Consider the following 25,338-nt stretch of genomic DNA (forward strand, 5'->3'; position numbering starts at 1 on the left):
AAGGGGCGCGGGGAACTGCGCGATCAACCACAGACGGCCCGCAGCCGCAGGACCGCCGACCCGAACGGCGCGCGGCGGATGCGGAAGCCGGCGGCCCGGGTTCTACTCGGGCCATGAGCACCGATCAGCCGCGGGAAGACGACCCGTTCCAGAAGCGGCCGTCCGAGCCGCCGTACCCGGGGTCGGGCAGCGTGCCGCCCTACGGCGGCCCCGGCAGCCCCTACGGCAACGAGTACGGCGCAGCCGACCCGCTGGCCGGAATGCCGCCGCTGGCGAGCCGCTTCAGACGGCTGATCGCGCGCATCATCGACGGCCTGATCGTCAGCATCCCGGTCAGCGCGATCTTCTCCGCGGCGACCTGGGGCTGGGACCCCTGGCGGGACAACGCCAAGTCCACCGGGCTGGGCATCCTCATCTCCGTCGTCTACTTCGTGTACGAGGGCCTGATGCTGACCACGCGTGGGCAGACGGTCGGCAAGATGGCGATGAAGATCCGCGTCGCGGTGCTGGAGAACGGTGCCGTCCCGGCGGGCAGCGTCGGCTGGACGCGTGCGGCGGTCTACAACCTGCCGGAGGTCGTGCCCTGTTGCGGCACCGTGTTCTGGCTGGTCAACGTGCTGTGGTGTACGTGGGACAAGCCGTACCACCAGTGCATCCACGACAAGGCGGCGAAGACCGTCGTGGTGTCAACCGTGCAGTGACTGGCGGACCGTGGGGGCGGCCGCAGTACGCGTGGGCCTCCGCTGTCCGGGGATCCGGACGGCGGTCCGCGTATGCCGGCGGCGTGGCGGTGCCGCGACGGCGAAGGCGGCAAGGAGCCCGAGGGCCAGGGCCGTCAGGGCGATGACCGCGGCACCGAACCCCGAGCGCGCCTGGGACAGCAGCAGCATGACGAGGGACGAGAAGACCACGGTGGCCGAGCCGTAAGCGATCTGTGCAGGAGTCGGACGCTGCATGGCGGTATCCGTCCTCAAGACATCGACAGGGACGACGAGTCGGCAGACAGGGGACAGCAAGTCCGACTCTACGGTCCTGACTGCCCGAGGGGAACCAGCAGTAAGCGTGACCTAACCCACGGTGGCAGGGCGTAGGGGGCGTGTGGATGCATTGGGGGCATCAATGGGGCGTCGATGCGCGCCCGTTGCGCGCCGAGGGGGAGCAGGGACGGTCTTGCCCCATCCTTTATCCGAAACTTAAAGTCCGCATAACGTACTGGGGTTGACTGCCTCAGTCAAGATCTGTCTTTTCTTGCGTCACTCCGGTCAAATACCTCCACAGTTCTTACTGGGGAGGACACTCACAAGTGAACAGCAGCCAACGGAGGGGCTTCAGAGCCGCCGCCGCCGTGGCCACGGTGACCGCTGCACTCGGCGCGGCCACCCTGACCACGGGGACGGCCTGGGCCGCGAGCCCGACCGACTCGCCCTCGCCCGCAGCCGTCGAACGCCACGACCCCGCGCAGGTCCAGCGCGGTGCGGAGCACGACCTCAAGGGCCCCTACTCGAAGAAGCAGGCCGACCAGCGCAAGTCCGCGCTGGAGCAGATGATCTCCGGCGACGCCAAGGCCGAGAAGCGCGGCCCGTCCACGGTCGTCCAGCTCGGCAAGGGCAAGTACGTCGAGCTCGCCCGGCAGAAGACCGACAAGATCTTCACCATCCTCGTCGACTTCGGCGACAAGGTCGACGACACCACCACGTACGACCCGGACGGGCCCGACGGCCCCAAGCCGCCCGTCAAGAAGTACGGCGGCACGCCCGGCCCGGCCCACAACCGGATACCGAAGCCGGACCGTGCGAAGGACAACAGCACGGCCTGGCAGAAGGACTTCGACAAGCAGCACTACCAGGATCTCTACTTCTCGCACGACAAGAACAAGGAGTCCCTGGCCAAGTACTACGAGAAGCAGTCCTCCGGCCGTTACTCGGTCGACGGCGTCGTCAGCGACTGGGTGCGCGTGCCCTGGAACGAGGCCCGCTACGGCTCCAACTACTGCGGCAGCACCAACTGCGCCAACGCCTGGGACCTCGTGCGCGACGCGGTGAACCAGTGGGTGTCGGACCAGAAGGCCGCCGGCCGCAGCGACGCGGACATCAAGGCCACCCTGGCCCAGTACGACCAGTGGGACCGCAACGACTACAACCACAACGGCAACTTCAACGAGCCCGACGGCTACATCGACCACTTCCAGATCGTCCACGCCGGCGAGGACGAGTCCGCGGGCGGCGGCGCGCAGGGCAAGGACGCCATCTGGGCGCACCGTTGGTACGCCTACGGCTCCGACGCCGGCAAGACCGGCCCGTCCTTCAACAAGGCGGGCGGCACCGAGATCGGCGACACCGGCTTCTGGGTCGGCGACTACACGATGCAGCCGGAGAACGGCGGACTCGGCGTCTTCGCCCACGAGTACGGCCACGACCTGGGCCTGCCCGACGAGTACGACACCACCGGAACCGGTGAGTCCTCCGTCGCCTACTGGTCGTTGATGTCCTCGGGCTCCTGGCTCGGCAACGGCAAGGACACCATCGGCGACCTGCCCGGCGACATGAGCGCCTGGGACAAGCTCCAGCTCGGCTGGCTCAACTACGACAAGGCCAAGGCCGCGACGAAGTCGACGCACAAGCTGGGTGTGGCCGAGTACAACACCAAGGACAAGCAGGCGCTGCTGGTCGACCTGCCCGCCAAGAAGGTCACCACCGACGTGGTCGAGCCGGCCGAGGGCACCAGGCAGTGGTGGTCGGGCCAGGGCGACGGCCTGAAGAACACCCTGACCCGGACCGTGGACCTCACCGGCGCCGCCAAGGCGTCGCTGGACCTCTCCGGCTGGTGGGACATCGAGGAGAACTACGACTTCCTCTACACCGAGGTCTCCACGGACGGCGGCGCGAACTGGACGCCGCTCGACGGCACGGCCGACGGCAAGGCGATCACTCGTGACGGCGGCAACCGCCCGGCACTGACGGGCACTTCGGGCGCGTACCGGAAGCTGGCCTTCCCGCTCGACGCGTACGCGGGGAAGAAGGTCGACCTCCGGTTCCGCTACGCCACCGACGGCGGCACCTCCGGCAAGGGCTTCACGGCGGACGCGATCGCGCTCACCGCGGACGGCCGGACCGTCTTCTCGGACAACGCAGAGGGCGACGACAACGGCTGGACCGCCAAGGGCTTCTCGCGCATCGGCGCCTCCTTCACCAAGGAGTACCCGCAGTACTACATCGCCGAGAACCGCCAGTACGTCTCCTACGACCGGACCCTGAAGACCGGCCCGTACAACTTCGGCTGGAAGGACGGCAAGCCGGGCTGGGTGGAGCACTACCCGTACCAGAACGGCCTGTTGGTCTGGCTGTGGGACACCTCGCAGACGGACAACAACGTCGGCGTCCACCCCGGCTCCGGCCGCATCCTGCCGGTCGACGCCCACCCCAAGGCCGAGAAGTGGGCGGACGGTTCGCTGATGCGCAACCGCTTCCAGGCCTACGACTCCACCTTCAGCCGGCTCCCCGCCGCCGGCTACACGGTGCACTCCAACGGCGTGGCCGCCAAGGTCAAGGCCAAGCCGGGCGTTCCGGTCTTCGATGACCACAGGAACACCTACTACGACCCGGCGAACCCCACGGGCGGGGTGCGCCTGACCGACACCAACACCCGCATCCGGATCCAGGCACAGGCGCCGGGCGGCTCCTGGATGCTCCTCCAGGTGGGCCCCTCGGCGAAGTAGCCGTCGGAGCGACCGCTCGGTAACCGGCCGCCGCCTCGCCCTCTGGCGGGCGGCGGCCATCGTGCCCATGATGCTCTCGTGATGGTCTTACCGGCGGAGAGGTGAGGCGGGCGATGGCAGGCGGAGGCTTCGCAAGGCTCCCGGACAGCAGCGTGGTCGTGGCCCTGTCCCTGCCGGGCCCGCCCGGCGGCAGCGTGGCGCCGGGCGCGCGCGTGCGCGTCCTGGTCCGCGCGGCCAACCGCGCCCGCGCCCTGACGCGCCTGCGCAACCTGGGGCTGCGCGCGGTGTACCTGCGGGGCAACACGGAGCCGCCCACACCGGACGAGATAACGGCGGTGCTGCACCACCCGGAGGGCATCGTGTGGCGCGCGGCGCCGGACGACGACACGGAGTCGTGGCATCCGATCGCCACGTTGTTGCGGCGCACGGGGTGAGCGCCCCGTAAGGGGCGCGGGGAACTGCGCGACCAGCCACAGTCGGCCCGCAGCCGACGGACCAAGGGGCCTGGGGCGAAGCCCCTGTCACCCCACGATCGGTTTGCCGCTCAGCTCCACGCCCGCGTCCCGCATCTCCTCCAGCGCCCGCTGGGTCGTCTCGGGGGCGACCCCGGCCGTCAGGTCCAGCAGCACGTGCGTGGCGAAGCCGCACCGCACCGCGTCCAGCGCTGTGGCCCGTATGCAGTGGTCCGTGGCGATGCCGACCACGTCCACCTCGGTCACCCCGCGCTCGCGGAGCCACCGCTCCAGCGGCTCCCCGTTCTCGTCCGTTCCCTCGAAGCCGCTGTACGCCGCTGCGTACGCGCCCTTGTCGAAGACCGTGTCTATCGCCCCGGAGGTGATGACGGGCGCGAAGTTCGGGTGGAACCCGCTGCCTTCCGTGCCCGCCACGCAGTGCGCGGGCCAGGAGTGCTCGAAGTCGGGGTGTGCCGAGAAGTGCTCGCCGGGGTCCACGTGGTGGTCACGCGTCGCGACGACGTGTTCGTATATCCCGGCCGTCTCGGCCACGTGGTCGGTTATGGCCGCGGCCACGTCGGAGCCGCCGGTCACCGCGAGGCTGCCGCCCTCGCAGAAGTCGTTCTGCACGTCGACGATGATCAGTGCACGGTTCATGGTGCAGATCCTTTGGGGGAGGGCCGTCGGTCGAACGGTCGAACAACAGATCAGCTCGATGTGACCGAGGGTAGTGACTCGGTTTTCGGTGTGCGAGGGGGAACGGACGGCGCAGGGGAACAACGGGGGCTCACGCGCCCGCGTTGCCGCCCCTGGGGGCCCTAGGGCGTGTCCGATGGGTCAGCACAGACCCTGCGACGCCTGGTACGGCACCTCGCCGCGTTGTCGCATCACCCGAGTACGTCCAGTACGCGGGCGATGCTCCGCCTTGCGATGCACCGCACCAGACGCCGCAGGGCCCGCACTGACCCATCGGACACGCCCTAGCCGAGGTACTCGGTCGGCAGCACCGGTTCGCCGCGGGAGAGCTGCGTCGCCGACAGCGGCAGCCCGGCCCGGGCCCGGACGTGCCGTTCGCGGGCCGCGGCCAGCGGCTCCCGGGCGACGACCTCGCCCTGGCGGACCAGCTCCACCAGCAGCTGCCGGTCCGCGAGCCCGGCGGGGACCTCGCCCGTGCCGACGACCTCCGCCTCGGCCACCCCGTCCGCGTCCACCCGGCGCGCGGCCCACTTGCGGCCGCCGATGGAGGTCTTGCCGCCCATCGACTTCTTGGCCACGGGCCGCAGCGGGGCGTCCTCGCCGGAGGAGTCCGCGCGGGCGACCAGCTTGTAGACCATCGAGCACGTGGGATGCCCGCTGCCGGTGACCAGCTGGGTGCCCACGCCGTACGCGTCCACGGGCGCGGCGGCCAGCGAGGCGATGGCGTACTCGTCCAGGTCGCTGGTGACCACGATCCTGGTGTCCTTCGCGCCCAGGTCGTCGAGCTGCTGGCGCACCCGGTGGGCGAGCAGCAGCAGGTCCCCGGAGTCGATGCGCACCGCGCCCAGCTGCGGCCCGGCGACCTCGACGGCCATCTTCACGGCCTCGGTGACGTCGTAGGTGTCGACCAGCAGCGTCGTCGTGCCGCCGAGCGAGGCGACCTGGGCGGTGAAGGCGTCCCGCTCGTTGTCGTGCAGCAGGGTGAAGGCGTGGGCGCTGGTGCCGACGGTGGGGATGTTGTAGCGGAAGCCGGCCGCCAGGTCCGAGGTGGAGCTGAAGCCGCCCACGAAGGCGGCGCGCGCGGCGGCGACGGCGGCCAGCTCGTGGGTGCGCCGGGCGCCCATCTCGATCAGCGGCCGGTCCCCGGCGGCCACGGCCATCCGGGAGGCGGCCGCGGCGACCGCCGAGTCGTGGTTGAGGATCGACAGGACGACCGTCTCCAGCAGCACGGCCTCGGCGAAGGTGCCCTCGACCCGCATGATCGGCGAGCCCGGGAAGTAGATCTCGCCCTCGGGGTAGCCCCAGATGTCGCCGCGGAAGCGGTAGTCGGCCAGCCAGGCGAGCGTGGGCTCGTCGACGATCTGCTGGTCGGCGAGGAAGTCCAGCACGCCGCGGTCGAAGCGGAAGTTCTCGACGGCGTCCAGGACGCGGCCGATGCCCCCGACGACGCCGTAGCGGCGCCCGTGCGGCAGGCGGCGGGTGAAGACCTCGAAGACCGAGCGCCGGTCGGCGGTGCCGGCCCGGAGCGCCGCCTGCACCATCGTGAGCTCGTAGCGGTCGGTGAAGAGGGCCGTCGAGGGCACGTCCACCGGCAGCCTCAAGTCCGCAGCATTCATGGCTCAGATGCTACCCCCGATACTCGTCACTTTGACGATTTCAGTGATCGAAAGCACGGCCCCCGCACCGGGACCCCTTTGTGCATCGGCCGCCCGCGAGTGGCAGCATGGGAACCGTGAGTGTTGCACCGGTCGAGATCGAACGGCCCGAGACGGGCGAGTCCCCCTTCGCGGTGACCGAACCAGACGTCCCCTGGGTGACCCTGGTCCACAACGACCCCGTCAACCTCATGAGTTATGTGACGTATGTCTTCCAGGCCTACTTCGGCTACTCCAAGGACAAGGCCCGCAATCTGATGCTCGACGTCCACCACAAGGGCCGTGCCGCGGTCTCCAGCGGGAGCCGTGAGGAGATGGAGCGCGACGTGCAGGCGATGCACGGCTACGGGCTCTGGGCGACGCTGTCGCAGGACCGTTGATGGCGGGGCACTTCGAGCCGCTGCCCGGCGGCGGGGCCGCCGTGGCCCTGGACGAGGTCGAGATCTCCATCCTGCGCAGCCTGGCCGTCCAACTGCTGGAACTGATCGGACCGGGGGAGACCGAGGGCCCGGACGCCGCCGACCCGCTGGCCCGGCTCTTCGCCGAGGGCCCGAGCGAGCCGCCGTCCGACCCCGCGCTCGCCCGGCTCTTCCCCGACGCCTACGGCACGCCCGGCGCCGACCAGGATCGGCAGGAGCGCGCGTACGCGTCCGAGTTCCGCCGCTACACCGAGAACGACCTGCGCGCCCGCAAGCGCGACGACGCCCTCGCGATGGTGCGCTCCCTCGACGGGCTGACCGTGGCCGGCGACCGCGGCGCGGTGCTGCGCCTGTCGCCGGAGGACTGCACGCGGTGGCTGTGCGCGCTCAACGATCTCCGCCTGACGATCGGGACCCGGCTGGAGGTCACCGACGAGGACGACGGCGAGGCCCTGCTCGGGCTGCCGGACGAGGATCCGCGCAAGCCGATGGTGATGGCCTATCTGTGGCTCGGAGGGCTGCAGGAAACACTCGTCGAGTCGCTGACCCACTGAGCCGACCGGGCCGCAGCGGCGGTGTTCGCTCAGCGAACGCTCAAAACCGGATAACGATCGAATCACCGTCGCGACGGCTTTTGCCGGCGGCTGTGACCTTTGTCCTGCTTTTTGTGTGGCGTGCGCCATACCGGCCCCACTGATCTCCTTGTTACATCGTGATACATCTTGCCGACCTGCCTCCGTGACGCCACCCATGTCACGGCGGGAGCGCTGGCCGACCGACCGTCGGTACTCGCAGGACTCCATCCGGGGGGATCGGAACCCGATCCGGAGCAACCGGATCGGTATGGAGCGAAAGGCGCACCACCATGACCTCTGAGCAGGTCGCGTCCCCTACCGCAGTGCGGGACGAGAACGGAAGCGGAACGGAAGCTTCCGAGGGTTACCAGCGGGGGCTGGGCAACCGGCAGATCCAGATGATCGCCATTGGTGGCGCCATCGGCACGGGATTGTTCCTCGGAGCGGGCAAGGCCATATCCAAGGCCGGTCCGAGCCTGATCCTGGGTTATGCCATTGCCGGCCTCGTCATCTTCTTCATCATGCGAGCGCTCGGCGAGCTGCTCATGTACCGCCCCGTGTCGGGCTCCTTCTCGGAGTACGCCCGCGAATTCCTCGGTCCCTTCTGGGGCTATGTGACGGGCTGGACGTACTGGCTGTTCTGGGTCGTCACCGGCATGACCGAGGTCACCGCCGCGGCCACCTATGTCCAGTACTGGGACAAGTCCATTCCCCAATGGGTCTCGGCCCTCGGCTTCACCGTCGTCCTCTACTTCGCCAACCTGATCTCCGTGAAGCTCTTCGGTGAGCTGGAGTTCTGGTTCTCCATGGTCAAGGTCACCGCCATCATGGGCATGATCCTGATCGGCATCGGCGTCCTCACCCTGGGCTTCTCCAACGCCGGCAAGACGGCCTCCGTCAGCCACCTGTGGGCCGACGGCGGATTCTTCCCGCACGGCATCGGCGGCACGCTGATGACCCTGCACCTGGTGATGTTCGCGTTCATGGCCGTCGAGCTGGTCGGTGTCACCGCCGGCGAGGCCAAGGACCCGAAGAAGACCCTGCCCCAGGCCATCAACACCGTGCCCTGGCGCATCGCGCTCTTCTACCTCGGTGCGCTCCTGATCATCCTGTCCGTCGTCAGCTGGACCGTCTTCAAGCCGGGCGTCAGCCCGTTCGTCGAGGCGTTCCAGATGATCGGTCTCCCGGCGGGTGCCGGCATCGTCAACTTCGTGGTGCTCACCGCGGCGCTGTCGTCCTGCAACTCCGGCATGTACTCCACCGGCCGCATGCTGCGGGACCTCTCGCTCAACGGCCAGGGCCCGAAGTTCTTCGGCCAGTTGAGCAAGAAGGGCCTGCCGCTGCGCGGGACCACCATCTCGGCCGCGCTGATGCTGGTCGGCGTGTGGATCAACTACCAGTGGCCCGGCCAGGCGTTCGACTACGTCGTCTCCTTTGCCACCATCTCCGGCCTGTGGGCCTGGGTCATGATCCTCGCGTCCCACCTGCGCTACCGGAAGCTGGCCGACGCCGGCGTCGTGCCGCAGTCGGAGTTCAAGGCCCCGGGTGCCCCGTGGACCAGCCTCTTCGGCCTGCTCTTCATCGGCATGGTGTTCGTGCTGATGGGCATCGACAAGGACGCCCGGATCTCGCTGTACTGCGCCCCGGTCTGGGCCGCGATCATGTGGGTCTCGTACGTGGTGCTCAAGAAGCGCAACCCCGAGGCCTTCGCCCGCAAGCCGCACCCGACCCCCGTCCCGGAGGTCGAGGCGGCCGCCTGATCCGCAGCCTCTCGCTCCTGCAGGGGGCCCGCCGTACCGGCGGGCCCCCTGCCTATTCTTGGCCGCATGCTGACCATCACCCAGGACCTCCACGACCGGATCGTCGCCCACGCCCGCGCCGACCACCCCGACGAGGCGTGCGGCGTGGTCGCCGGCCCCGTCGGCAGCGGCCGGCCCGAGCGGTTCGTCCCGATGCTCAACGCGGCCCGCTCGCCCACCTTCTACGAGTTCGACTCGGGCGATCTCCTCAAGCTGTACCGGGAGATGGACGACCGCGACGAGGAGCCGGTGATCATCTACCACTCCCACACGGCCACCGAGGCCCACCCGTCCCGCACCGACATCTCCTACGCCAACGAGCCCGGCGCGCACTACGTCCTCGTCTCCACCGCGGACACCGACGGCTCCGGCCCCTTCCAGTTCCGCTCGTTCCGCATCGTGGACGGCGAAGTCACCGAGGAGGACGTCGAGATCGTCGCCGCGTACGGGAATGTGACCACGCAGTAAGACCGTTGTGTCCGGATGCCGGTACATGCTTCCGGCGGACGCACAGGGTGTCGATACGATCGCCCCACGTGCCCCATCCCGCACTGCACTGCACTCCGACAGGAGCACACCATGGCCATCGAGGTCCGTATCCCGACCATTCTCCGCACGTACACCGACGGCGCCAAGGCCGTCGAGGGCGGCGGCGCCACGCTCGACGAGCTGTTCAAGGACCTCGACAGCCGCCACGCGGGCATCCGTGAGCGCCTGGTCGACGAGAAGGGCGCACTGCGCCGCTTCGTCAACGTCTACCTCAACGACGAGGACGTCCGCTTCCTGGAGGGCCTCGCCACCCCGCTCGGCGACGGCGACAGCGTCACCATCCTCCCGGCGGTCGCCGGCGGAATGGTCTGAGCGGCGCCCCATGCGCTACGAGAGCCCCCTGGCGGCCGTCGGCAACACCCCGCTCGTCGGCCTGCCCCGGCTGTCCCCCTCGGCATCCGTGCGGATCTGGGCCAAGCTGGAGGACCGCAACCCCACCGGCTCCGTCAAGGACCGGCCCGCGCTGCACATGATCGAGCAGGCCGAGAAGGCCGGCCGGCTGACCCCCGGCTGCACCATCCTCGAGCCCACCTCCGGCAACACCGGCATCTCCCTCGCCATGGCCGCCAGGCTCAAGGGCTACCGCATGGTGTGCGTGATGCCCGAGAACACCAGCGAGGAGCGGCGCCAGCTGCTCGCCATGTGGGGCGCGGAGATCATCCCCTCGCCCGCCGCCGGGGGCTCCAACACGGCCGTGCGCGTGGCCAAGGAGCTCGCCGCGCAGCACCCGGACTGGGTGATGCTCTACCAGTACGGCAACCCCGACAACGCCGGTGCCCACTACGCCGGCACGGGCCCGGAGATCCTCGCCGACCTCCCGGAGATCACCCACTTCGTCGCCGGACTCGGCACCACCGGCACCCTCATGGGCGTCGGCCGCTACCTGCGCGAGCACGTCCCCGGCGTGCAGATCGTCGCCGCCGAACCGCGCTACGACGACCTGGTCTACGGGCTGCGCAACCTCGACGAGGGCTTCGTCCCCGAGCTCTACGACGCCTCCGTGCTCACCACGCGCTTCTCCGTCGGCTCCGAGGACGCGGTGCGCCGCACCCGCGAACTCCTCGCCGAGGAAGGCATCTTCGCGGGCGTCTCGACCGGCGCCGTGCTGCACGCGGCCCTCGGCGTCGCGCGCAAGGCGGTCCGGGCCGGGGAACGGGCGGACATCGCCTTCGTCGTGGCCGACGGCGGCTGGAAGTACCTCTCCACCGGGGTCTACACGGCCGCGACGACCGAGGAGGCGGTGGCCGCGCTGCACGGCCAGCTCTGGGCCTAGGGCCTGTCCCGGTGTCCGCTCCGGTCGGTAAAAAACAGAACTGTGCACGGGTGAACTGCTACTACCGATGTTGGCAGGCGGCTGACATCATCACGTAGGAGACGCACATGACCTGTCCCGCATGTGGATCTTCGGACACGAGGCAACTCAACAATGGAAACTGGCAGTGCGGAAACTGCGGCGCAGTCACGGCTGGACCGGGCAGCGTGGGATGCGCTCGCCCCTGAGACGCGTGAACGCCTCGCGGCCTTCATGTCGCCCGAGGTGTTCACGGTGACGGCCGGCAGCAAGGAGTCGGCCGAGCGCTTCCAGCGCTTCATGGACACGCTGGACCGCGCCGAGCAGCACAAGCCCCTGTAGCCGCAGCCTTCTCCGCTCCCGTGGCCCCGCCCGCGCTCCCCCCTGTAGCGCGGGCGGGGCCTTCGGTGCACCGGGCGCCGTGCCGGACGGCCGTCCTGGTGATTCCAGCCACACCACCCCGCCGCCGAGGAGCGGTTGCACCGCTCCCGTCCTAGGCTCGACTGCACCGCATGGCCCCCCGTCACCGGCCCACGGAGGTTCAGGCCCGCATGAAGCTCACCGTCGTCGGATGCTCGGGGTCGTTCCCGTCCACGGAATCGGCCTGTTCGAGCTATCTCGTGGAGGCCGACGGCTACCGGCTGCTGCTCGACATGGGCAACGGCGCCCTCGGGGAGCTCCAGCGCCACACCGGTCTCTACGACCTCGACGCCGTGCTTCTGTCGCACCTCCACCCCGACCACTGCATCGACATGTGCGGCTACTTCGTCGCCCGCTACTACCGCCACGACGGCGGCCGCGCCAGGCCGATCCCCGTCCACGGCCCGCAGGGCACCGAGCAGCGGCTGGTCACGGCCTACGGCGACGTGCCCGACGAGGCCTGCATGAGCGAGGTCTTCGACTTCCGCACCCTGCGCCCCGGCACCTTCGCCCTGGGCCCCCTGACGGTCCGTACGGCCCTGGTCCGCCACCCCGTCGAGGCCTACGCCTTCCGCGTCGAGCACAACGGGGCGTCCCTGGTCTACTCCGGCGACACCGGCCCCTGCGCCGCCCTGGACGAACTCTCCGCAGGCGCCGACCTGCTGCTGTGCGAGGCCTCCTTCACGCACGGCAAGGAGGACATCCCCGACCTCCACCTCAACGGCCGGGAGGCCGGCGAGTGCGCGGCCCGCGCGGGCGTCGGCCGCCTGGTCCTCACCCACATCCCGCCGTGGACCGACCCGTTGACGAACCTGCGCGACGCCAGGTCCGTCTACGACGGGCCGGCGGAACTGGCACAGGCGGGTGCGGTGTACGAGGTCTAGGACGCACCCCGTCGGGTGCGCCCCGTCAGGGGCGCGGGGAACTGCGCGATCAGCCACAGCCGGCCCGCAGCCGACGCACCGCCCCGGGGGCAACACGTCATCTGCGGGCGCATCGTGGCTGGTCGCGCAGTTCCCCGCGCCCCTTACAGGGCGCGAAGATCCGCCGGACATGGGGAAGGGCCCCGGAACCGCCAACGGTTCCGGGGCCCTTCTGAGTCGCCGACAGGGCTTACGCCTTGGTGAGGTCCTCGATCTCCTCCTCGGGCTCGCGGCCCGGGGTGGGGAGGTTGAACTTGGTGATCGCGAAGCGGAACACCACGTAGTAGATCGCCGCGAAGACCAGGCCGATCGGGATGATCATCCACGGCTTGGTGGCCAGGTTCCAGTTCAGCGCGTAGTCGATGAAGCCGGCGGAGAAGGTGAAGCCGGCGTGCACGCCCAGCGCCCAGGTGACGGCCATGGAGACGGCGGTCAGCACCGCGTGCACCGCGTACAGCAGCGGCGCGATGAACATGAACGCGAACTCGATCGGCTCGGTGATGCCGGTGACGAACGAGGTCAGCGCGAGCGAGACCATCATGCCCAGGACGGCCTTGCGGCGCTCGGGGCGGGCGGAGTGCGCGATGGCGAGCGCGGCGGCCGGCAGGCCGAACATCATGATCGGGAAGAAGCCCGACATGAACTGTCCGGCGCTCGGGTCGCCGGCGAAGAACCGGTTGATGTCACCGTGGACGACCTTGCCCGTGGCGTCGGTGAAGTCACCGAGCTGGAACCAGGAGACGGTGTTGACGAACTGGTGCATGCCGATCGGGATCAGACCGCGGTTGACCAGACCGAACAGACCGGCGCCGATGGCACCCAGGCCCGTCATCCACGTGCCGAAGTCGCTGATGGCGTTGCCGATCGGCTCCCAGACCAGGCCGAAGAAGACGCCCACGAGGGTGCCGACGAAGGCCATGATGATCGGCACCAGGCGGCGGCCGTTGAAGAAGCCGAGCCAGTCCACCAGTCGGGTGCGGTGGTATCGCTGCCACAGCACGGCGGCGAGCAGACCCATGATGATGCCGCCGAGGACACCGGGGTTGTTGTAGACGGCGGCTGTGTACTCGCCGTTCTTCACGAAGGCCTCGTGGACCGGGAACGCCTTCAGCACGTTGCTGTAGACGAGGAAGCCGACGAGGGCGGCCAGCGCGGTGGAGCCGTCGGCCTTCTTGGCGAAGCCGATCGCGACACCGATGCAGAAGAGCATCGGCAGGTTGTCGAAGATCGCGCCACCGGCGGTGGAGAAGACGTCGGCGACCTTGTCCCAGTGGAGGCCCTCCTTGCCGAAGACGTCCTTCTGGCCGAGGCGCAGCAGGATGCCGGCGGCGGGCAGCACGGCGATGGGCAGCTGCAGGCTGCGGCCGATCTTCTGCAGGCCCTGCAGCACGCCGGACCACGGCTTCTTGGCGGGAGTGGCCTTCTTCTCGGCCTTGGCGGGCTTCTCGGCGGGCTTCTCGGCAACCGCGGTCGCGGTGCTCGCCGACGCCTTCGCGGTTTCGGCCTGCTGGGCCGCCGCGGCGCCGCCGGACTTCTTCTGGGCCGGGACCGGCCGCTTCTTCTGCTGCCCGGAGGGCTTCCTGGTCGCCTTCGACCTGGGCCTGCTCATCGGATTCCTCCAAGTGAGGCGGGCGCTCGGGGGAAGGGGACGGCCCGCTTATGGTCTACACCACTCAGTGGTTTAGACCTGTTGTAGCACGTGAAGCGGGCATAAAGGAATCCATGCTTCCAGGTGGCCTGGACCACATGCGCACCACCCCCAAATCTAGTTGATCAAGAGCGGCGCAGCGTTACGACGTTCTTACGCCGCGTTGAACTTACGGCTTCACCGCCGCGTCCTCGAAGCTCTCCGCGACCTCGTCCTCCGGCTCCCGTCCCGGCGTCGGGATGTCGAACCGGGTGATGGCGAACCGGAAGAGTGCGTAGTAGACGACCGCGAAGCACAGGCCGATCGGAATGATCAGCCAAGGCCGGGTCGCCAGGCTCCAGTTGATCACGTAGTCGATCAGGCCCGCCGAGAAGCTGAAGCCGTCGTGCACGCCCAGCTCCCAGGTGACCGCCATCGAGACGCCCGTGAGCAGGGCGTGCGCCACGTACAACAGCGGGGCGATGAAGAGGAAGGAGTACTCGATGGGCTCGGTGATGCCCGTGACGAGCGAGGTCAGGCCCACCGAGAGCATCATGCCGCTCACCGCCTTGCGGTGGGCCGGCCTGGCGCAGTGCGCGATCGCCAGGGCCGCCGCCGGCAGCGCGAACATCATGATCGGGAAGAACCCCGAGGTGAACTGGCCCGCGTGCGGGTCGCCCGCCAGGAAACGGTTGATGTCGCCGTGCACCACCGTGCCGTCCGGCTTGGTGTAGTCGCCGAACTGGAACCACACGAAGACGTTCAGGAACTGGTGCAGACCGATCACCAGCAGGGCGCGGTTGGCCACGCCGAAGATGCCGGAACCGAGGGAGCTCAGATCCACCAGCCACTTGCTGAAGCTCGTCAGGCCGCGCCCCACCGGCGGCCAGATCCACAGGCACAGCGCCGCGAAGACGATCGCCACGAAGGCCATGATGATCGGCACCAGCCGGCGCCCGTTGAAGAAGCCCAGCCAGTCCACCAGCCGCACCCGGTGGTAGCGCTCCCAGAGCTTGGCCGTCATGTAGCCCATCACGATGCCGCCGAAGACACCCGGGTTCTGGTACGCGGCTGCGCCCGCCGTGCCGTCCGGGGCGATGCACACCCCGCCGAGCAGCCCCAGCCCCGTGAAGCGGTGACCGCCCGGGCAGTTCTGCGGGAACTGGTGCAGCACCGCGTAGTAGACGAGGAAGCCCGCCACCGCCGCCAGGGCCGTCGAGCCGTCCGCCTTCTTCGCCATGCCGATCGCCACACCCACCGCGAACAGCAGCGGCAGCCCCAGCGAGGAGTCCAGCAGCGCCCCGCCCGCGCCCGCCATCACCTTGGCGACGTCCGTCCAGCCCAGGCCGTCCTTGCCGAAGACGTCCGGCTGGCCGAGCCGGTTGAGGATGCCGGCGGCCGGCAGTACGGCGATGGGCAGTTGCAGGCTCCGGCCCATCTTCTGCAGGCCCTGGAAGAGGGAGTGCAGGTGCTTCCTGGCCGGCCGGGGGGCCGCCGCTGCTTCCGAGGTCATCCGCGTCCTCCCGGCTGGCATACTGGTGTAGACCACTCGGCGGGCACGTGCGCGACGGCCTCCCGGAACGCACTGCCGGGTGGTGGCCATCTTTCGTCAGATGGCGGACGAACGCCCGCATAGTTGGGCTGAACGTGGGTTACCGTGTGAAAGCCGACCGGCGATACCGTCCGGTTCCGGCCGAGACAACCAGGAGTGCACATGGCCAGCAAGGCTGAGAAGATCGTCGCCGGTCTCGGCGGGATCGACAACATCGAAGAGGTCGAGGGCTGCATCACCCGCCTCCGCACCGAGGTCGCCGACGCCTCCCTCGTCGACGAGGCCGCCCTCAAGGCCGCCGGTGCCCACGGTGTCGTCAAGATGGGCACCGCCATCCAGGTCGTCATCGGCACCGACGCGGACCCCATCGCCGCCGAGATCGAAGACATGATGTGAGCCACTGAGCTCCTCCGCGCAGGGCCCCGCACCGGAACGGACCGGAACGGGGCCCTTCGTGTTGCGGATAGGCTCGTCACCATGTCTCGCATCGACGGCCGCACCCCCGACCAGCTCCGCCCCGTGACCATCCAGCGCGGTTGGAGCAAGCACGCCGAGGGCTCCGTCCTCGTCTCCTTCGGCGACACCAAGGTGTTCTGCACCGCCTCCGTCACCGAGGGCGTCCCGCGCTGGCGCAAGGGCAGCGGCGAAGGATGGGTCACCGCCGAGTACTCGATGCTGCCCCGCTCCACCAACACCCGCGGCGACCGCGAGTCCGTCCGCGGCAAGATCGGCGGCCGCACCCACGAGATCTCCCGCCTCATCGGCCGCTCGCTGCGCGCCGTCATCGACTACAAGGCCCTCGGCGAGAACACCATCGTCCTCGACTGCGACGTCCTCCAGGCCGACGGCGGCACCCGCACCGCCGCCATCACCGGCGCCTACGTGGCCTTGGCCGACGCCGTCGCCTGGGCCCAGCAGAAGAAGCTCGTCAAGCACGGCCGGCAGCCCCTGACCGGCACCGTCTCCGCCGTCAGCGTCGGCATCGTCGACGGCGTCCCGCTCCTCGACCTCTGCTACGAGGAGGACGTGCGCGCCGAGACCGACATGAACGTCGTCTGCACCGGCGACGGCCGCTTCGTCGAGGTCCAGGGCACCGCCGAGGCCCAGCCCTTCGACCGCACGGAGCTGAACGCCCTCCTCGACCTGGCCGTCACCGGCTGCGCCGAACTGGACAAGGCCCAGCGCGAGGCCCTCGCCCGCACCCTCTGAGACCCGGGAGAAGCAAGAACCGTGCAGCGCCTGATCCTGGCCACCCGCAACGCCAACAAGGTCACCGAGCTCCGCGCGATCCTCGCCGGGGCCGGCCTCGACGTCGAACTCGTCGGCGCCGACGCCTATCCCGAGGTGCCCGACGTCAAGGAGACCGGCGTCACCTTCGCCGAGAACGCCCTCCTCAAGGCCCACGCCCTGGCCCGGGCCACCGGCCTCCCCGCGGTCGCCGACGACTCCGGCCTCTGCGTCGACGTCCTGAACGGCGCCCCCGGCATCTTCTCCGCCCGCTGGGCGGGCCGCCATGGCGACGACAAGGCCAACCTGGACCTCCTGCTGGCCCAGCTCGCCGACATCGCCGACGGCCACCGCGGCGCCCACTTCGCCTGTGCAGCCGCCCTGGCCCTCCCCGACGGCACCGAACGCGTCGTCGAGGGCCGCCTCCGCGGCACCCTCCGCCACACCCCGTCCGGCTCGGGCGGCTTCGGCTACGACCCGATCCTCCAGCCCCTCGGGGAGACGCGCACCTGCGCCGAGTTGACGCCGGACGAGAAGAACGCGATCAGCCACCGTGGCGAGGCCTTCCGGGGGCTGGTGCCGGTGGTGCGGGAGTTGTTGGGCTGAGTATGCGGATGGCGTGGCACTCGGAGAGTGCCACGCCATTGCTGTGAGCCCGGTGGGACTCGAACCCACGACACACCGGACCTAAACCGGCGCCCTCTAGCCTGCTGGGGTACGGGCCCAACGTGCTTACTGTACTGCGCATCACGGGCTCGCCGGCCAGGGCCTCTTGGCACCGGAACAGCGGGAAAAGGTCAGGGTCTGGCTATGGCAGGACGGGCACAGGTAGCGCAGGTTCCCGATCCTGTTGTCGAGCCGGTCGCCGTTGACGTGATCTATCTCCAGCACGAGCCGCCTGCCCTGCCAGCTGTCGCCGAGGCCGCATGCGCCACAGACGTGAACCATGCCGCTCTCATCCAGCGCCCTACGCAGCAGAGTTGTCTTCGTGCGGGGCGAGCCCGGTTCCAGCAGCCGGAGGATGTCGGCCGCGGACCGACGCCGGGGAGAGGGCCGTCCGCGCTGATGACCCCGGCCGGTGAAATGGGCTGTGGAGATCCCGTGCGCTGCGAGACTCCGCTGGACCGCGGTGCGGGCTGCGCCGCCGTCCGGTAGCCCCAGAGCGCGCAGTACCCCTGCCAGGCTGTGCGACCCGCCGACGGCTGCTTCCAGTTGCTCGCGCGGGATCGGCACTCCTTGCCCGGTGCCGCGTCTGGTCCCGAAGTGGGAGGTGTCGATCCCGAATGCCTCCAGCCGCTTCCACAGATGGCTGTACGCGCTGTCGTAGGGAGGAACGCCGAGGTACTCGAGCATCTGCCGGACGCTGTGACTGCGGGCTGCGGCTTGTGCCAGGGCCTCTCGGGAGTACGAGCGCCGCTCGCGTACGGGCAGGGGCTCGTCCGCGAAGTGTTCCGTGGCGATGCCGTAGTGCTCCAGGCGGCTGCAGAGGTACCTGCGCGGCCCACTGCTCAGGGGGACGCCCAGCCTGCGCATCATGTCGACGAGGCTCGTCGAGACGGTAGCCGTCCGGTGCAGGAGCTCGCGCGTGTACGGCGGCCTGGTCATGCTGCCGTCCGGCGCTTGCGGCCGCGGTATGTGTCCGTGATCGAGTGGCAGTTGGGGCAGAGCAGCCGGAGATTGGCCGGGCGGTTGTCCCACCACCTGCCGTTGACGTGGTCGACCTCCAGGCGCAAGGGCTTGCCGTTCCACACCGCACCGGTGCCGCATACGGCACACCGCTCCGGGACGCCCGCCCGCACCAGTGCCCTGCGCAGCCGCTCGCCGGGGACGCGGCCGTCGGACGGCGCCCCCAGGACGAGCCGGTTCTCGATGGGCACCTTCGCCCGTGGGGCCCGTCGTGCGGCCGGGAAGTGCGAGGTGTCGATGCCCAGGGCGGCGATCCGCCGTCCGATGTGCGCCTGATTACCGCCCACCGGACTGATGCCGAGGCGGCGGACGACCTCAGCCACGCTGCCCGACATCGCGACCGCTTCACGAAGGGTGTTCTCGGTGTGGCGAACCCGGGCCGTCGTGAAGTGCGACGTGTCGATCCCCGACGCCGTCATCCGCTTGCGGATGTAGGCCCGACTGCCCGGTGTGGGTCTGCCACCGCACCAGCGCACTGCCTCGTCGTACGACGTCGTGGCGCGTGCTGCTTCGGCGAGCAATTCGTGCGTGTACCTGACCGGCATGATCCCCCGTTCCCCTCGCACACACCAACGACCGAACTCCCGATCGGTTACGCCCTCGGATCCCCGCCGATTCACAGGAACCTGATATGTGCGAAGGGAACGCACGCCCTCATTTCTCCGTCCCTCAGAGCAGGAACGGGGACAGCCCGTGGGACGAACGCCCGCCCGTACGCGAGGAAGAGAGCCGATGACCGACCGTGCCGCGCGCCGTTGGGCCAGTACGCGCAGCGTGCTGGCGCTCGTTCTGGGCGTGGTCGTGCTCGGGGCCGGCGGGGTGTGGCTGGCGTGTGCCACCGATCGCGGGAGTGTGATGGGCGAAGCGCCCCGCACGGCCGCGGCGCAGCGGGCGTTCAGCACGCAGGAGGTGCAGGTGGAGGTCGACGAGTCGGCCGCCGGTGAGCTGCCGGGAGTGCGGGACTGCGGCGGCGGGACACCGGTGCTGGAGCCGAAGATCATCACCTTGGACTGTGCGAGCTCCGGCCAGGTCGCCAGCGGCATCACCTGGGACGAGTACGGAACGGGCGAGGCGACCGGCAACGGTGTGGTGCAGGTGTCGAGCGGGGCGGGCGGGGCTGCGCGGACGTCGTTCCCGGCGCGGCTGCGGCTGACCGGGCCCAAGCGGGTGGACGGGACGATGGCGTTCACCGCGCTCGAGGTCACGTACACGGGCGCCACCCCGACCGGCGAGGCGCACAAGGTGTTCACGATCGCGTGATGGGTATTCGTGGACGGATCGCACTGGCGATCTCCTTCGTCACCGCGCTGGCCGTCGTGGTGCTGGGTGTCGCGGTGCACCACATCTCCGGGCTGGAGCGCGACAAGCAGGCCCGGGAGTACCAGGACGGGCTGCTGAGTTCGGCGCTGCAGGTCTATCAGCGGGACGGAACGCTGGTGCTCGGCGCGCAGTTGGACGACTCGCGGGTGCCGGCGCCGCTCGCGCAGGCGGTGGCCCGGGGCAAGCCGAAGACGTACATCAGCGGCGGCGGCGACCCGCGGGTGTGGGCGGCGACGGGTGTCGGCGACGGCAAGCTGCTGTCGGTCTCGGCCTCGTACCCGGCCCGGGACCCGCTGCAGCGGTCGCTGGACCAGACCCTGATCGTGGCCGGTGCGGTGACGGTGGCGCTGATGGCCGTGGTCGCGCTGTTCGTGGCGCAGAGCCTCTCGCGCCGGCTGCGGCTGAGCGCCGCCGCGGCGCGGCGGATCGCGGCGGGCGAGTCGCAGGACGCGGACGCGCTGCTGACCGGCGGCCGGGACGAGGTCGCGGAACTGGGGCGCTCGGTGCACCACATGGCGACGTCCCTGGCGGCGCGGGTGGAGGCCGAGCGCGGGTTCACCGCGGACGTGGCGCACGAGCTGCGCACCCCGGTGGCGGGGCTGGTGGCCTCGGCCGAACTGCTGCCGCACCCGCGGGCGGTGGAGATGGTGCGCGAGCGCGCGCAGACGATGCGGGCGCTGGTGGAGGACCTGCTGGAGGTCTCCCGGCTGGACGCCGGGGCGGAGAGCGCCCAGCTGGACGCGGTGGAGCTGCCGTCGCTGGTGCGCGGGATCGTCAAGCGGGCGCAGGGTCAGCGCGGGGTGTCCGACGTGGCCGTCGATGCGGTCGGCGAGGGCCGGATCGTGGCGACGGACGCCCGCCGGGTGGAGCGGATCCTGGTCAACATCCTGGCCAACGCGGCCAAGCACGGCCGTCCGCCGATCGAGGTGACGGTGCAGGGCACCCGGATCACGGTGCGCGACCACGGCGACGGCTTTCCGCCGGGCCTGGTCGACCGGGGGCCGCGCCGCTTCCGCACGGCGGCGCCCGAGCGCGGCACGGGCCACGGCCTGGGGCTGACGATCGCGGTGGGCCAGGCGGCGGTGCTGGGGGCCCGGCTGACGTTCGGCGCGGCCGAGGGCGGGGGCGCGCTGGCCGTCCTCGACCTGCCGGAGGCCGAGGACGTGCCGGAGGAGGACCGCCCGGTCCTCCGGGGCGCGGGCAGCAGCGCGGGGGCTTGAGGGTTTACAGCCCCAGGTCCTTGATGATCTTGGCGACGTGGCCGGTGGCCTTGACGTTGTAGAGGGCGCGCTCGACCTTGCCCTCCTCGTCGACGATCACGGTCGAGCGGATGACCCCGGTGACCGTCTTGCCGTACAGCTTCTTCTCGCCGAAGGCGCCGTACGCCTCCAGGACCTTCTTCTCCGGGTCGCCGACCAGCGTGACCTTCAGCTCCTCCTTCTCGCGGAACTTCGCGAGCTTCTCCGGCTTGTCGGGCGAGACGCCGATGACGTCGTAGCCGTGGCCGGCCAGGAACTCCAGGTTGTCGGTGAAGTCGCAGGCCTGCTTGGTGCAGCCGGGGGTGAGGGCGGCGGGGTAGAAGTAGACGATGACCTTGCGGCCCTTGTGGTCGGCGAGCGAGACCTCCCGGCCGTCCGCGTCGGGCAGGGTGAAGGCCGGGGCGGTGTCGCCGGGCTGAAGTCGCTCGCTCATGGCTGGCTCTCCTGGGAGTGTGCGGGGGCTGACGGTCCCGAGACTAGCCAGCCCGCCGATCGGGGGTGCCGCGGGGCACGGGGCCGGGGAAGCTGACAGACTGGTCATCAGCATTCATCACTCTTCATGACGGAGACGGAGGCAGCCCGGTGCCGGACGCCAGGACCCCTGCGCAGATCGAGGCGGACATCGCCCGCAGGCGGGAGGAGCTCGCCGTGACGCTCGACGAGATCGGGGTGCGGGTGCACCCGAGCACGATCATCGGGGACGCCAGGGCCAAGGTCGCCTCCAAGGTGGACCAGACCGCGGGCCGCGCGTACGTGGCGGCGAACCGTCTGGTCTCCGAGGTGCGCTCGCGGTTCGTCACGGAGGAGGGCGTGCCCCGGCTGGAGCGGATCGTTCCGGCGGCGATGCTGGCCGTGGGCGTCGTGGGCCTGCTGGCGGTGTCCTCGCGGCGCCACAAGGACTGAAGCCCCGGTTCCGGGCCGGGTTCCGGGCGGGATCCCGGGCCTGAGGCCTTCGCACCCCGCGCGGACAGGTACGGTCTTGGGGTGAGGACGAATACCACCCACGACAAGCTGCCCATCCGGATGCTCCACGACCGCGTTCTGGTCAGGACGGACATCCCCGAGGGCGAGCGCCGGTCCACCGGCGGCATCGTCATTCCGGCGACGGCGGCGGTGGGCCGCCGCCTGGCCTGGGCCGAGGTCGTCGCGGTCGGCCAGAGCGTGCGCACGGTTGAGCCGGGCGACCGGGTGCTCTACGACCCGGAGGACCGCGCCGAGGTCGAGGTGCGCGGCATCGCCTACGTTCTGATGCGCGAGCGCGATCTGCACGCGGTGGCCGCGGAGCGGCTGGAGGGCTCGGAGGACTCCACGGGCCTGTACCTGTAGTCGCCTGTACCCTGGACGGCAACCCGACGAGACGCGCCGTACCGGGTCAGGACAAGACGACGCACCCCTGGAAACCGTTTTCCATCGGAGGTGCCACGTCATGGCATGGGTCCTGCTTGTCGTCGCCGGCCTGCTCGAGGTCGGCTGGTCGATCGGAATGAAGTACACCGAAGGCTTCACGCGGCTGTGGCCGAGCGTCTTCACCGTGGCCGGTATCGCGGCCAGCATGCTGTTGCTGGCGCAGGCGGCCCGATCCCTCCCCATCGGCACGGCCTACGGCGTCTGGGTCGGCATCGGCGCAGCCGGGGCCGCTGCGCTCGGCATGGCGGTATTGGGTGAGCCGGTTTCGCTCGCGCGATGCGTTTTCATTGGCCTGCTGTTGGTGGCCGTTGTCGGCTTGAAGGCGACGTCGGGGCACTGACCTTCCGGTGCGGGTGCGCTGTGGCTTGTCGCGCAGTTCCCCGCGCCCCTTCGGGCACGGGGACAGGCCTCAGTACTCGTACCCCAGCAGGTCACGTTCCCGGCCGTGGCCCTCCCCCCTGCCCTCGTTCGGGCCGCCGAAGGGCGGGAAGCCCGGTGGGGTCGGGGGGCCCGGCGGGGTGAAGGGGGGCGGGCCGGTGGGCGGGCCCGTCGGCGGGCCGGGGATCGTCGGGCGGCCCGTCGGGGCGGTCGGCGGCAGGGACGACGGCGGTGCCGACGACGGCGGCGCGGACGACGGCGACGCCGTCGGTTCCAGCGTCGGCTTCCCCGCCCCGCTCTCCAGCGTCAGGTTGAAGTCCGTGGCCGGAGTCCCCTCCAGCGCGGTGCCGGTGTACGACGCCCAGATCTGCGCGGGGTAGCCGCCGCCGTTGATGCGGTTCATCCCGGTCGCCCCGTACAGCGGCTTCTGGTCGGCGGTGTCGGGGTCCTGGCCCATGACGGCGACCACGGTCGCCAGATCCGGCGTGTAGCCCGCGAACCAGGCCGCCTTGTCGTCCTCCGCCGTACCCGTCTTGCCGGCCGCAGGCCGCCCGGCGGCCTGGGCGGCCTTGCCGGTGCCCGTCGGGCTCTCGACGACGCTCTGCAGGATGGCCGTCGTGGTGTCGGCGGCCTCGCGCGAGACGGCCCGCCGGGTGTCGCTGCGGTCCGGCAGCGTGATGTCCTCGGCGGACTTGGAGACCTTGTCGACGAGCGTGTACGGGCCGTGCTTGCCGTGGTTGGCGAGGGTCGCGTACGCCTGGGTCATGTCCAGGACGCTGGCGGTGGCGGGGCCGAGGGCGATGGAGGGGTTCGCGTTCAGGTCGGGGGTCTTGGCCGGGAGGCCGAGCGCGATGGCCGTGTCCCGTACCTTGCCCGGCCCGACGTCCTCCGCCATCTGTGCGTACACCGCGTTGACCGACCAGTCGGTGGCCTGGGTGACGGTGATCGGCCCGTAGGACTTGTCGTCCTCGTTCGAAGGGGAGTAGCCGACGGGCCCGTTGGGGCCCTGCACCGGGCGCTTGTTGGTGCCGTCGTAGACGGTGTTCGGGGTGATCGAGCGGCCCTGCTGCGTGGTGGAGCCGTTGTCGACGGCGGAGGTGAAGACGAAGGGCTTGAAGGTGGAACCCACCTGGTAGTCGCGGCGCGTGGCGTTGTTGACGTACTGCTTGGTGTAGTCGATGCCGCCGTAAAGGGCCACGACACGGCCGGTCTTGGGGTCGATGGAGGCGCCTCCGGCGCGCACGTACGTGTCGACCTTGCGGTTCTCGTCGAGCTGGTTCATCAGCTCTTCGCGCACGGCGGTGACGAACGCGTCCTGTTTCTTGCGGTCGATGGTGGTGGTGATGCGGTAGCCCCCGGCGGCCAGGGTCTGCTCGTCGACGATCTTGTTGGTGGTGAGGTAGTCCTTGACGGCCTCCACCAGATAGCCGCGCTGGCCCGACATCCCCAGCCGCGGGCGGGACTTGCCGGGCACCGGGAACTTCATGCCCGCCCGCTCGGCCGGGGTGAGCCACTTCTTCTTCACCATGCCGTCGAGTACGTAGCTCCAGCGGGCCGTGGCGCGCGGCTTGTTCTCGGGGTGGGCGCCCACGTCGTAGGCGCTGGGCGCATTGAGGAGGGTGGCCAGATAGGCGCCCTCCGCCGTGTTCAGCTTGTCCGAATCCTTGTTGTAGTAGGCCTGCGAAGCGGCCTGGATGCCATAGGCGTTGCGGCCGAAGTAGCTGGTGTTGAGGTAGCCCTCCAGGATGTCGTTCTTGGACTCCTCGCGGTCCAGCTTGATGGCGATGAAGAATTCCTTCACCTTGCGGCTGATGGTCTGTTCCTGGCCCAGGTAATAGTTCTTGACGTATTGCTGGGTGATCGTGGAACCGGACTGCTTGCCCTTGCCGGTGACGGTGTTCCAGGCGGCGCGCACCATGGCCTCGGGGTTGACGGCCGACTCCGAGTAGAAGTCCCGGTCCTCGGCGGCCAGTACGGCGTGCTGCACATTCTTGGGGATCTTGCTCAGCGGCACGCTCTCGCGGTTGACCTCGCCGTCGCGGGCGAGCTGGCTGCCGTCGGAGTAGAGGAAGACGTTGCTCTCGGCGACCGCGGCCTTGTTGGCCGGCGGGATGTCGACGAGCATGTAACCCGCGATCAGGGCGCCCGCGATGAGCAGGACGACCAGCAGGAAGCCGCCGAGGATCAGGCGCCAGGTGGGCAGCAGGCGCCGCCATCCGGTGCGCCGGGTGCGGGCGGTCGGGGCGTTGGGGGCGGCGCTGCGGGGCGCCCAGCCGTGCGGCGGCGCGCCGGTCCCACCGCCGGGACGTCGGTGTGCGTGCTCGTCGCTCATGTCTCCTGGGACTCCTCGGCCGCCGCCGGGGTTGTGCGGCCACGGCGAACACTGTC

General features: G+C 70.0%; 28 protein-coding genes, 1 tRNA gene and 1 riboswitch. Of the genes, 19 read left to right on the forward strand and 10 right to left on the reverse strand.

What is annotated here, in order from left to right; all coding sequences use genetic code 11:
- Positions 1 to 113: 113 nt before the first annotated feature.
- Positions 114 to 701, forward strand: coding sequence for an RDD family protein (locus ACWD4B_RS14635; RefSeq protein ID WP_451421056.1), 588 nt, complete (start codon positions 114 to 116; stop codon positions 699 to 701).
- Here ACWD4B_RS14635 and ACWD4B_RS14640 read toward each other — a convergent pair.
- A complete protein-coding gene (locus ACWD4B_RS14640) occupies positions 687 to 956 on the reverse strand; it encodes a hypothetical protein (protein WP_451421057.1) in 270 nt (89 codons plus the stop codon). The genes ACWD4B_RS14635 and ACWD4B_RS14640 overlap by 15 nt on opposite strands.
- 347 nt (positions 957 to 1,303) lie before the next feature.
- On the opposite strand from ACWD4B_RS14640, the gene ACWD4B_RS14645 reads away from it, so the two are divergent.
- Both ACWD4B_RS14645 and ACWD4B_RS14650 read left to right on the forward strand, forming a co-directional pair.
- Positions 1,304 to 3,715: an immune inhibitor A domain-containing protein gene (locus tag ACWD4B_RS14645; protein ID WP_451421058.1), complete on the forward strand. Its 2,412-nt coding sequence runs from the start codon at positions 1,304 to 1,306 to the stop codon at positions 3,713 to 3,715.
- Positions 3,716 to 3,828: 113 nt separating this feature from the next.
- Positions 3,829 to 4,149 carry a hypothetical protein gene (locus tag ACWD4B_RS14650; protein ID WP_336413246.1) on the forward strand — a complete coding sequence of 107 codons (321 nt, stop codon included), beginning with the start codon at positions 3,829 to 3,831 and terminating at the stop codon, positions 4,147 to 4,149.
- Between the two features lie 87 nt (positions 4,150 to 4,236).
- On the opposite strand, the gene ACWD4B_RS14655 is transcribed toward ACWD4B_RS14650, so the two are convergent.
- A complete protein-coding gene (locus ACWD4B_RS14655; protein ID WP_451421059.1) occupies positions 4,237 to 4,824 on the reverse strand; it encodes an isochorismatase family protein in 588 nt (195 codons plus the stop codon).
- Between the two features lie 323 nt (positions 4,825 to 5,147).
- The gene (locus ACWD4B_RS14660) at positions 5,148 to 6,479 is read right to left on the reverse strand and encodes a nicotinate phosphoribosyltransferase (protein WP_451421060.1); all 1,332 of its coding nucleotides are present in this window, start codon (positions 6,477 to 6,479) and stop codon (positions 5,148 to 5,150) included.
- Positions 6,480 to 6,586: 107 nt separating this feature from the next.
- Here ACWD4B_RS14660 and clpS point away from each other — a divergent pair, with 107 nt between their 5' ends.
- From clpS to ACWD4B_RS14700, 8 genes are all read left to right on the forward strand, one after another.
- The gene (gene clpS / locus ACWD4B_RS14665) at positions 6,587 to 6,898 is read left to right on the forward strand and encodes an ATP-dependent Clp protease adapter ClpS (protein WP_336413249.1); all 312 of its coding nucleotides are present in this window, start codon (positions 6,587 to 6,589) and stop codon (positions 6,896 to 6,898) included.
- Positions 6,898 to 7,491, forward strand: coding sequence for a DUF2017 domain-containing protein (locus ACWD4B_RS14670; protein ID WP_451421061.1), 594 nt, complete (start codon positions 6,898 to 6,900; stop codon positions 7,489 to 7,491). Before clpS ends, ACWD4B_RS14670 begins: the two co-directional genes overlap by 1 nt.
- Positions 7,492 to 7,802: 311 nt before the next feature.
- Positions 7,803 to 9,272, forward strand: coding sequence for an amino acid permease (locus ACWD4B_RS14675; protein WP_451421062.1), 1,470 nt, complete (start codon positions 7,803 to 7,805; stop codon positions 9,270 to 9,272).
- 66 nt (positions 9,273 to 9,338) lie between these two features.
- Positions 9,339 to 9,779 (forward strand): Mov34/MPN/PAD-1 family protein, encoded by a 441-nt coding sequence (locus tag ACWD4B_RS14680; RefSeq protein WP_451421063.1) that lies wholly within the window; start codon positions 9,339 to 9,341, stop codon positions 9,777 to 9,779.
- Positions 9,780 to 9,890: 111 nt separating this feature from the next.
- Positions 9,891 to 10,172: a MoaD/ThiS family protein gene (locus ACWD4B_RS14685; protein WP_451421064.1), complete on the forward strand. Its 282-nt coding sequence runs from the start codon at positions 9,891 to 9,893 to the stop codon at positions 10,170 to 10,172.
- A gap of 10 nt (positions 10,173 to 10,182) precedes the next feature.
- Positions 10,183 to 11,133 carry a PLP-dependent cysteine synthase family protein gene (locus tag ACWD4B_RS14690; protein ID WP_451421065.1) on the forward strand — a complete coding sequence of 317 codons (951 nt, stop codon included), beginning with the start codon at positions 10,183 to 10,185 and terminating at the stop codon, positions 11,131 to 11,133.
- Positions 11,134 to 11,240: 107 nt separating this feature from the next.
- Positions 11,241 to 11,360: an eL43 family ribosomal protein gene (locus tag ACWD4B_RS14695; protein ID WP_171086123.1), complete on the forward strand. Its 120-nt coding sequence runs from the start codon at positions 11,241 to 11,243 to the stop codon at positions 11,358 to 11,360.
- 342 nt (positions 11,361 to 11,702) lie between these two features.
- Complete coding sequence (locus ACWD4B_RS14700) at positions 11,703 to 12,455, forward strand: MBL fold metallo-hydrolase (RefSeq protein WP_451421066.1); 753 nt, start codon at positions 11,703 to 11,705, stop codon at positions 12,453 to 12,455.
- A 229-nt stretch (positions 12,456 to 12,684) separates the two neighbouring features.
- Here ACWD4B_RS14700 and ACWD4B_RS14705 read toward each other — a convergent pair whose 3' ends face one another.
- Both ACWD4B_RS14705 and ACWD4B_RS14710 read right to left on the reverse strand, forming a co-directional pair.
- Positions 12,685 to 14,103, reverse strand: coding sequence for a PTS transporter subunit EIIC (locus ACWD4B_RS14705; RefSeq protein WP_451421067.1), 1,419 nt, complete (start codon positions 14,101 to 14,103; stop codon positions 12,685 to 12,687).
- Positions 14,104 to 14,311: 208 nt separating this feature from the next.
- On the reverse strand, positions 14,312 to 15,634 hold the full coding sequence (locus ACWD4B_RS14710) for a PTS transporter subunit EIIC (protein WP_451421068.1): 1,323 nt from the start codon (positions 15,632 to 15,634) through the stop codon (positions 14,312 to 14,314).
- Between the two features lie 201 nt (positions 15,635 to 15,835).
- Here ACWD4B_RS14710 and ACWD4B_RS14715 point away from each other — a divergent pair, with 201 nt between their 5' ends.
- The 3 genes from ACWD4B_RS14715 to rdgB all read left to right on the forward strand — a co-directional run bounded on the left by ACWD4B_RS14715 (position 15,836) and on the right by rdgB (position 17,506).
- Positions 15,836 to 16,069, forward strand: a complete 234-nt coding sequence (locus ACWD4B_RS14715) for a glucose PTS transporter subunit EIIB (protein WP_029381653.1) — start codon at positions 15,836 to 15,838, stop codon at positions 16,067 to 16,069.
- Between the two features lie 81 nt (positions 16,070 to 16,150).
- Positions 16,151 to 16,882, forward strand: coding sequence for a ribonuclease PH (gene rph / locus ACWD4B_RS14720; protein WP_336413260.1), 732 nt, complete (start codon positions 16,151 to 16,153; stop codon positions 16,880 to 16,882).
- Positions 16,883 to 16,903: 21 nt separating this feature from the next.
- Positions 16,904 to 17,506, forward strand: coding sequence for an RdgB/HAM1 family non-canonical purine NTP pyrophosphatase (rdgB, locus tag ACWD4B_RS14725; protein WP_451421069.1), 603 nt, complete (start codon positions 16,904 to 16,906; stop codon positions 17,504 to 17,506).
- 44 nt (positions 17,507 to 17,550) lie between these two features.
- On the opposite strand, the gene ACWD4B_RS14730 is transcribed toward rdgB, so the two are convergent.
- The 3 genes from ACWD4B_RS14730 to ACWD4B_RS14740 form a co-directional block, all read right to left on the reverse strand.
- Positions 17,551 to 17,625 (reverse strand) — tRNA-Leu (locus ACWD4B_RS14730).
- A 22-nt stretch (positions 17,626 to 17,647) separates the two neighbouring features.
- Positions 17,648 to 18,505, reverse strand: a complete 858-nt coding sequence (locus ACWD4B_RS14735; protein WP_451421070.1) for an HNH endonuclease signature motif containing protein — start codon at positions 18,503 to 18,505, stop codon at positions 17,648 to 17,650.
- Entirely contained in the window at positions 18,502 to 19,131 is a 630-nt protein-coding gene (locus ACWD4B_RS14740; RefSeq protein WP_451421071.1) for an HNH endonuclease signature motif containing protein, read from the reverse strand. Before ACWD4B_RS14740 ends, ACWD4B_RS14735 begins: the two co-directional genes overlap by 4 nt.
- Before the next feature lie 187 nt (positions 19,132 to 19,318).
- Here ACWD4B_RS14740 and ACWD4B_RS14745 point away from each other — a divergent pair, with 187 nt between their 5' ends.
- Positions 19,319 to 19,846 (forward strand): hypothetical protein, encoded by a 528-nt coding sequence (locus ACWD4B_RS14745; protein WP_451421072.1) that lies wholly within the window; start codon positions 19,319 to 19,321, stop codon positions 19,844 to 19,846.
- Positions 19,846 to 21,126 (forward strand): sensor histidine kinase, encoded by a 1,281-nt coding sequence (locus tag ACWD4B_RS14750; protein WP_451421073.1) that lies wholly within the window; start codon positions 19,846 to 19,848, stop codon positions 21,124 to 21,126. The genes ACWD4B_RS14745 and ACWD4B_RS14750 overlap by 1 nt, the downstream gene beginning before the upstream one ends.
- A 4-nt stretch (positions 21,127 to 21,130) precedes the next feature.
- Here ACWD4B_RS14750 and bcp read toward each other — a convergent pair whose 3' ends face one another.
- Positions 21,131 to 21,598: a thioredoxin-dependent thiol peroxidase gene (gene bcp / locus ACWD4B_RS14755; RefSeq protein WP_451421074.1), complete on the reverse strand. Its 468-nt coding sequence runs from the start codon at positions 21,596 to 21,598 to the stop codon at positions 21,131 to 21,133.
- A 149-nt stretch (positions 21,599 to 21,747) separates the two neighbouring features.
- Here bcp and ACWD4B_RS14760 point away from each other — a divergent pair, with 149 nt between their 5' ends.
- From ACWD4B_RS14760 to ACWD4B_RS14770, 3 genes are all read left to right on the forward strand, one after another.
- Positions 21,748 to 22,068: a DUF3618 domain-containing protein gene (locus ACWD4B_RS14760; RefSeq protein WP_336413265.1), complete on the forward strand. Its 321-nt coding sequence runs from the start codon at positions 21,748 to 21,750 to the stop codon at positions 22,066 to 22,068.
- A 120-nt stretch (positions 22,069 to 22,188) separates the two neighbouring features.
- On the forward strand, positions 22,189 to 22,491 hold the full coding sequence (locus ACWD4B_RS14765; protein WP_171086153.1) for a GroES family chaperonin: 303 nt from the start codon (positions 22,189 to 22,191) through the stop codon (positions 22,489 to 22,491).
- Positions 22,489 to 22,557: riboswitch (guanidine-III (ykkC-III) riboswitch) on the forward strand. It overlaps the preceding gene by 3 nt.
- A gap of 34 nt (positions 22,558 to 22,591) precedes the next feature.
- Positions 22,592 to 22,912 carry a DMT family transporter gene (locus tag ACWD4B_RS14770; protein ID WP_451421075.1) on the forward strand — a complete coding sequence of 107 codons (321 nt, stop codon included), beginning with the start codon at positions 22,592 to 22,594 and terminating at the stop codon, positions 22,910 to 22,912.
- A 69-nt stretch (positions 22,913 to 22,981) separates the two neighbouring features.
- Here the strand turns inward: ACWD4B_RS14770 and ACWD4B_RS14775 are convergent, their stop codons facing one another.
- A complete protein-coding gene (locus tag ACWD4B_RS14775) occupies positions 22,982 to 25,282 on the reverse strand; it encodes a transglycosylase domain-containing protein (RefSeq protein WP_451421076.1) in 2,301 nt (766 codons plus the stop codon).
- Between the last annotated feature and the right edge of the window lie 56 nt (positions 25,283 to 25,338).

The organism is Streptomyces sp. NPDC002536, assembly GCF_053594995.1.

Bases quoted from the DNA above. Each gene is read 5' to 3' on its own strand.
- ACWD4B_RS14635 (WP_451421056.1), top strand. From the start codon at position 114: ATGAGCACCGATCAGCCGCGGGAAGACGACCCGTTCCAGAAGCGGCCG.
- ACWD4B_RS14640 (WP_451421057.1), bottom strand. From the start codon at position 956: ATGCAGCGTCCGACTCCTGCACAGATCGCTTACGGCTCGGCCACCGTG.
- ACWD4B_RS14650 (WP_336413246.1), top strand. From the start codon at position 3,829: ATGGCAGGCGGAGGCTTCGCAAGGCTCCCGGACAGCAGCGTGGTCGTG.
- ACWD4B_RS14655 (WP_451421059.1), bottom strand. From the start codon at position 4,824: ATGAACCGTGCACTGATCATCGTCGACGTGCAGAACGACTTCTGCGAG.
- ACWD4B_RS14660 (WP_451421060.1), bottom strand. From the start codon at position 6,479: ATGAATGCTGCGGACTTGAGGCTGCCGGTGGACGTGCCCTCGACGGCC.
- clpS (WP_336413249.1), top strand. From the start codon at position 6,587: ATGGGAACCGTGAGTGTTGCACCGGTCGAGATCGAACGGCCCGAGACG.
- ACWD4B_RS14670 (WP_451421061.1), top strand. From the start codon at position 6,898: ATGGCGGGGCACTTCGAGCCGCTGCCCGGCGGCGGGGCCGCCGTGGCC.
- ACWD4B_RS14675 (WP_451421062.1), top strand. From the start codon at position 7,803: ATGACCTCTGAGCAGGTCGCGTCCCCTACCGCAGTGCGGGACGAGAAC.
- ACWD4B_RS14680 (WP_451421063.1), top strand. From the start codon at position 9,339: ATGCTGACCATCACCCAGGACCTCCACGACCGGATCGTCGCCCACGCC.
- ACWD4B_RS14685 (WP_451421064.1), top strand. From the start codon at position 9,891: ATGGCCATCGAGGTCCGTATCCCGACCATTCTCCGCACGTACACCGAC.
- ACWD4B_RS14690 (WP_451421065.1), top strand. From the start codon at position 10,183: ATGCGCTACGAGAGCCCCCTGGCGGCCGTCGGCAACACCCCGCTCGTC.
- ACWD4B_RS14695 (WP_171086123.1), top strand. From the start codon at position 11,241: ATGACCTGTCCCGCATGTGGATCTTCGGACACGAGGCAACTCAACAAT.
- ACWD4B_RS14700 (WP_451421066.1), top strand. From the start codon at position 11,703: ATGAAGCTCACCGTCGTCGGATGCTCGGGGTCGTTCCCGTCCACGGAA.
- ACWD4B_RS14705 (WP_451421067.1), bottom strand. From the start codon at position 14,103: ATGAGCAGGCCCAGGTCGAAGGCGACCAGGAAGCCCTCCGGGCAGCAG.
- ACWD4B_RS14710 (WP_451421068.1), bottom strand. From the start codon at position 15,634: ATGACCTCGGAAGCAGCGGCGGCCCCCCGGCCGGCCAGGAAGCACCTG.
- ACWD4B_RS14715 (WP_029381653.1), top strand. From the start codon at position 15,836: ATGGCCAGCAAGGCTGAGAAGATCGTCGCCGGTCTCGGCGGGATCGAC.
- rph (WP_336413260.1), top strand. From the start codon at position 16,151: ATGTCTCGCATCGACGGCCGCACCCCCGACCAGCTCCGCCCCGTGACC.
- ACWD4B_RS14735 (WP_451421070.1), bottom strand. From the start codon at position 18,505: ATGACCAGGCCGCCGTACACGCGCGAGCTCCTGCACCGGACGGCTACC.
- ACWD4B_RS14740 (WP_451421071.1), bottom strand. From the start codon at position 19,131: ATGCCGGTCAGGTACACGCACGAATTGCTCGCCGAAGCAGCACGCGCC.
- ACWD4B_RS14745 (WP_451421072.1), top strand. From the start codon at position 19,319: ATGACCGACCGTGCCGCGCGCCGTTGGGCCAGTACGCGCAGCGTGCTG.
- ACWD4B_RS14750 (WP_451421073.1), top strand. From the start codon at position 19,846: ATGGGTATTCGTGGACGGATCGCACTGGCGATCTCCTTCGTCACCGCG.
- bcp (WP_451421074.1), bottom strand. From the start codon at position 21,598: ATGAGCGAGCGACTTCAGCCCGGCGACACCGCCCCGGCCTTCACCCTG.
- ACWD4B_RS14765 (WP_171086153.1), top strand. From the start codon at position 22,189: ATGCTCCACGACCGCGTTCTGGTCAGGACGGACATCCCCGAGGGCGAG.
- ACWD4B_RS14770 (WP_451421075.1), top strand. From the start codon at position 22,592: ATGGCATGGGTCCTGCTTGTCGTCGCCGGCCTGCTCGAGGTCGGCTGG.
- ACWD4B_RS14775 (WP_451421076.1), bottom strand. From the start codon at position 25,282: ATGAGCGACGAGCACGCACACCGACGTCCCGGCGGTGGGACCGGCGCG.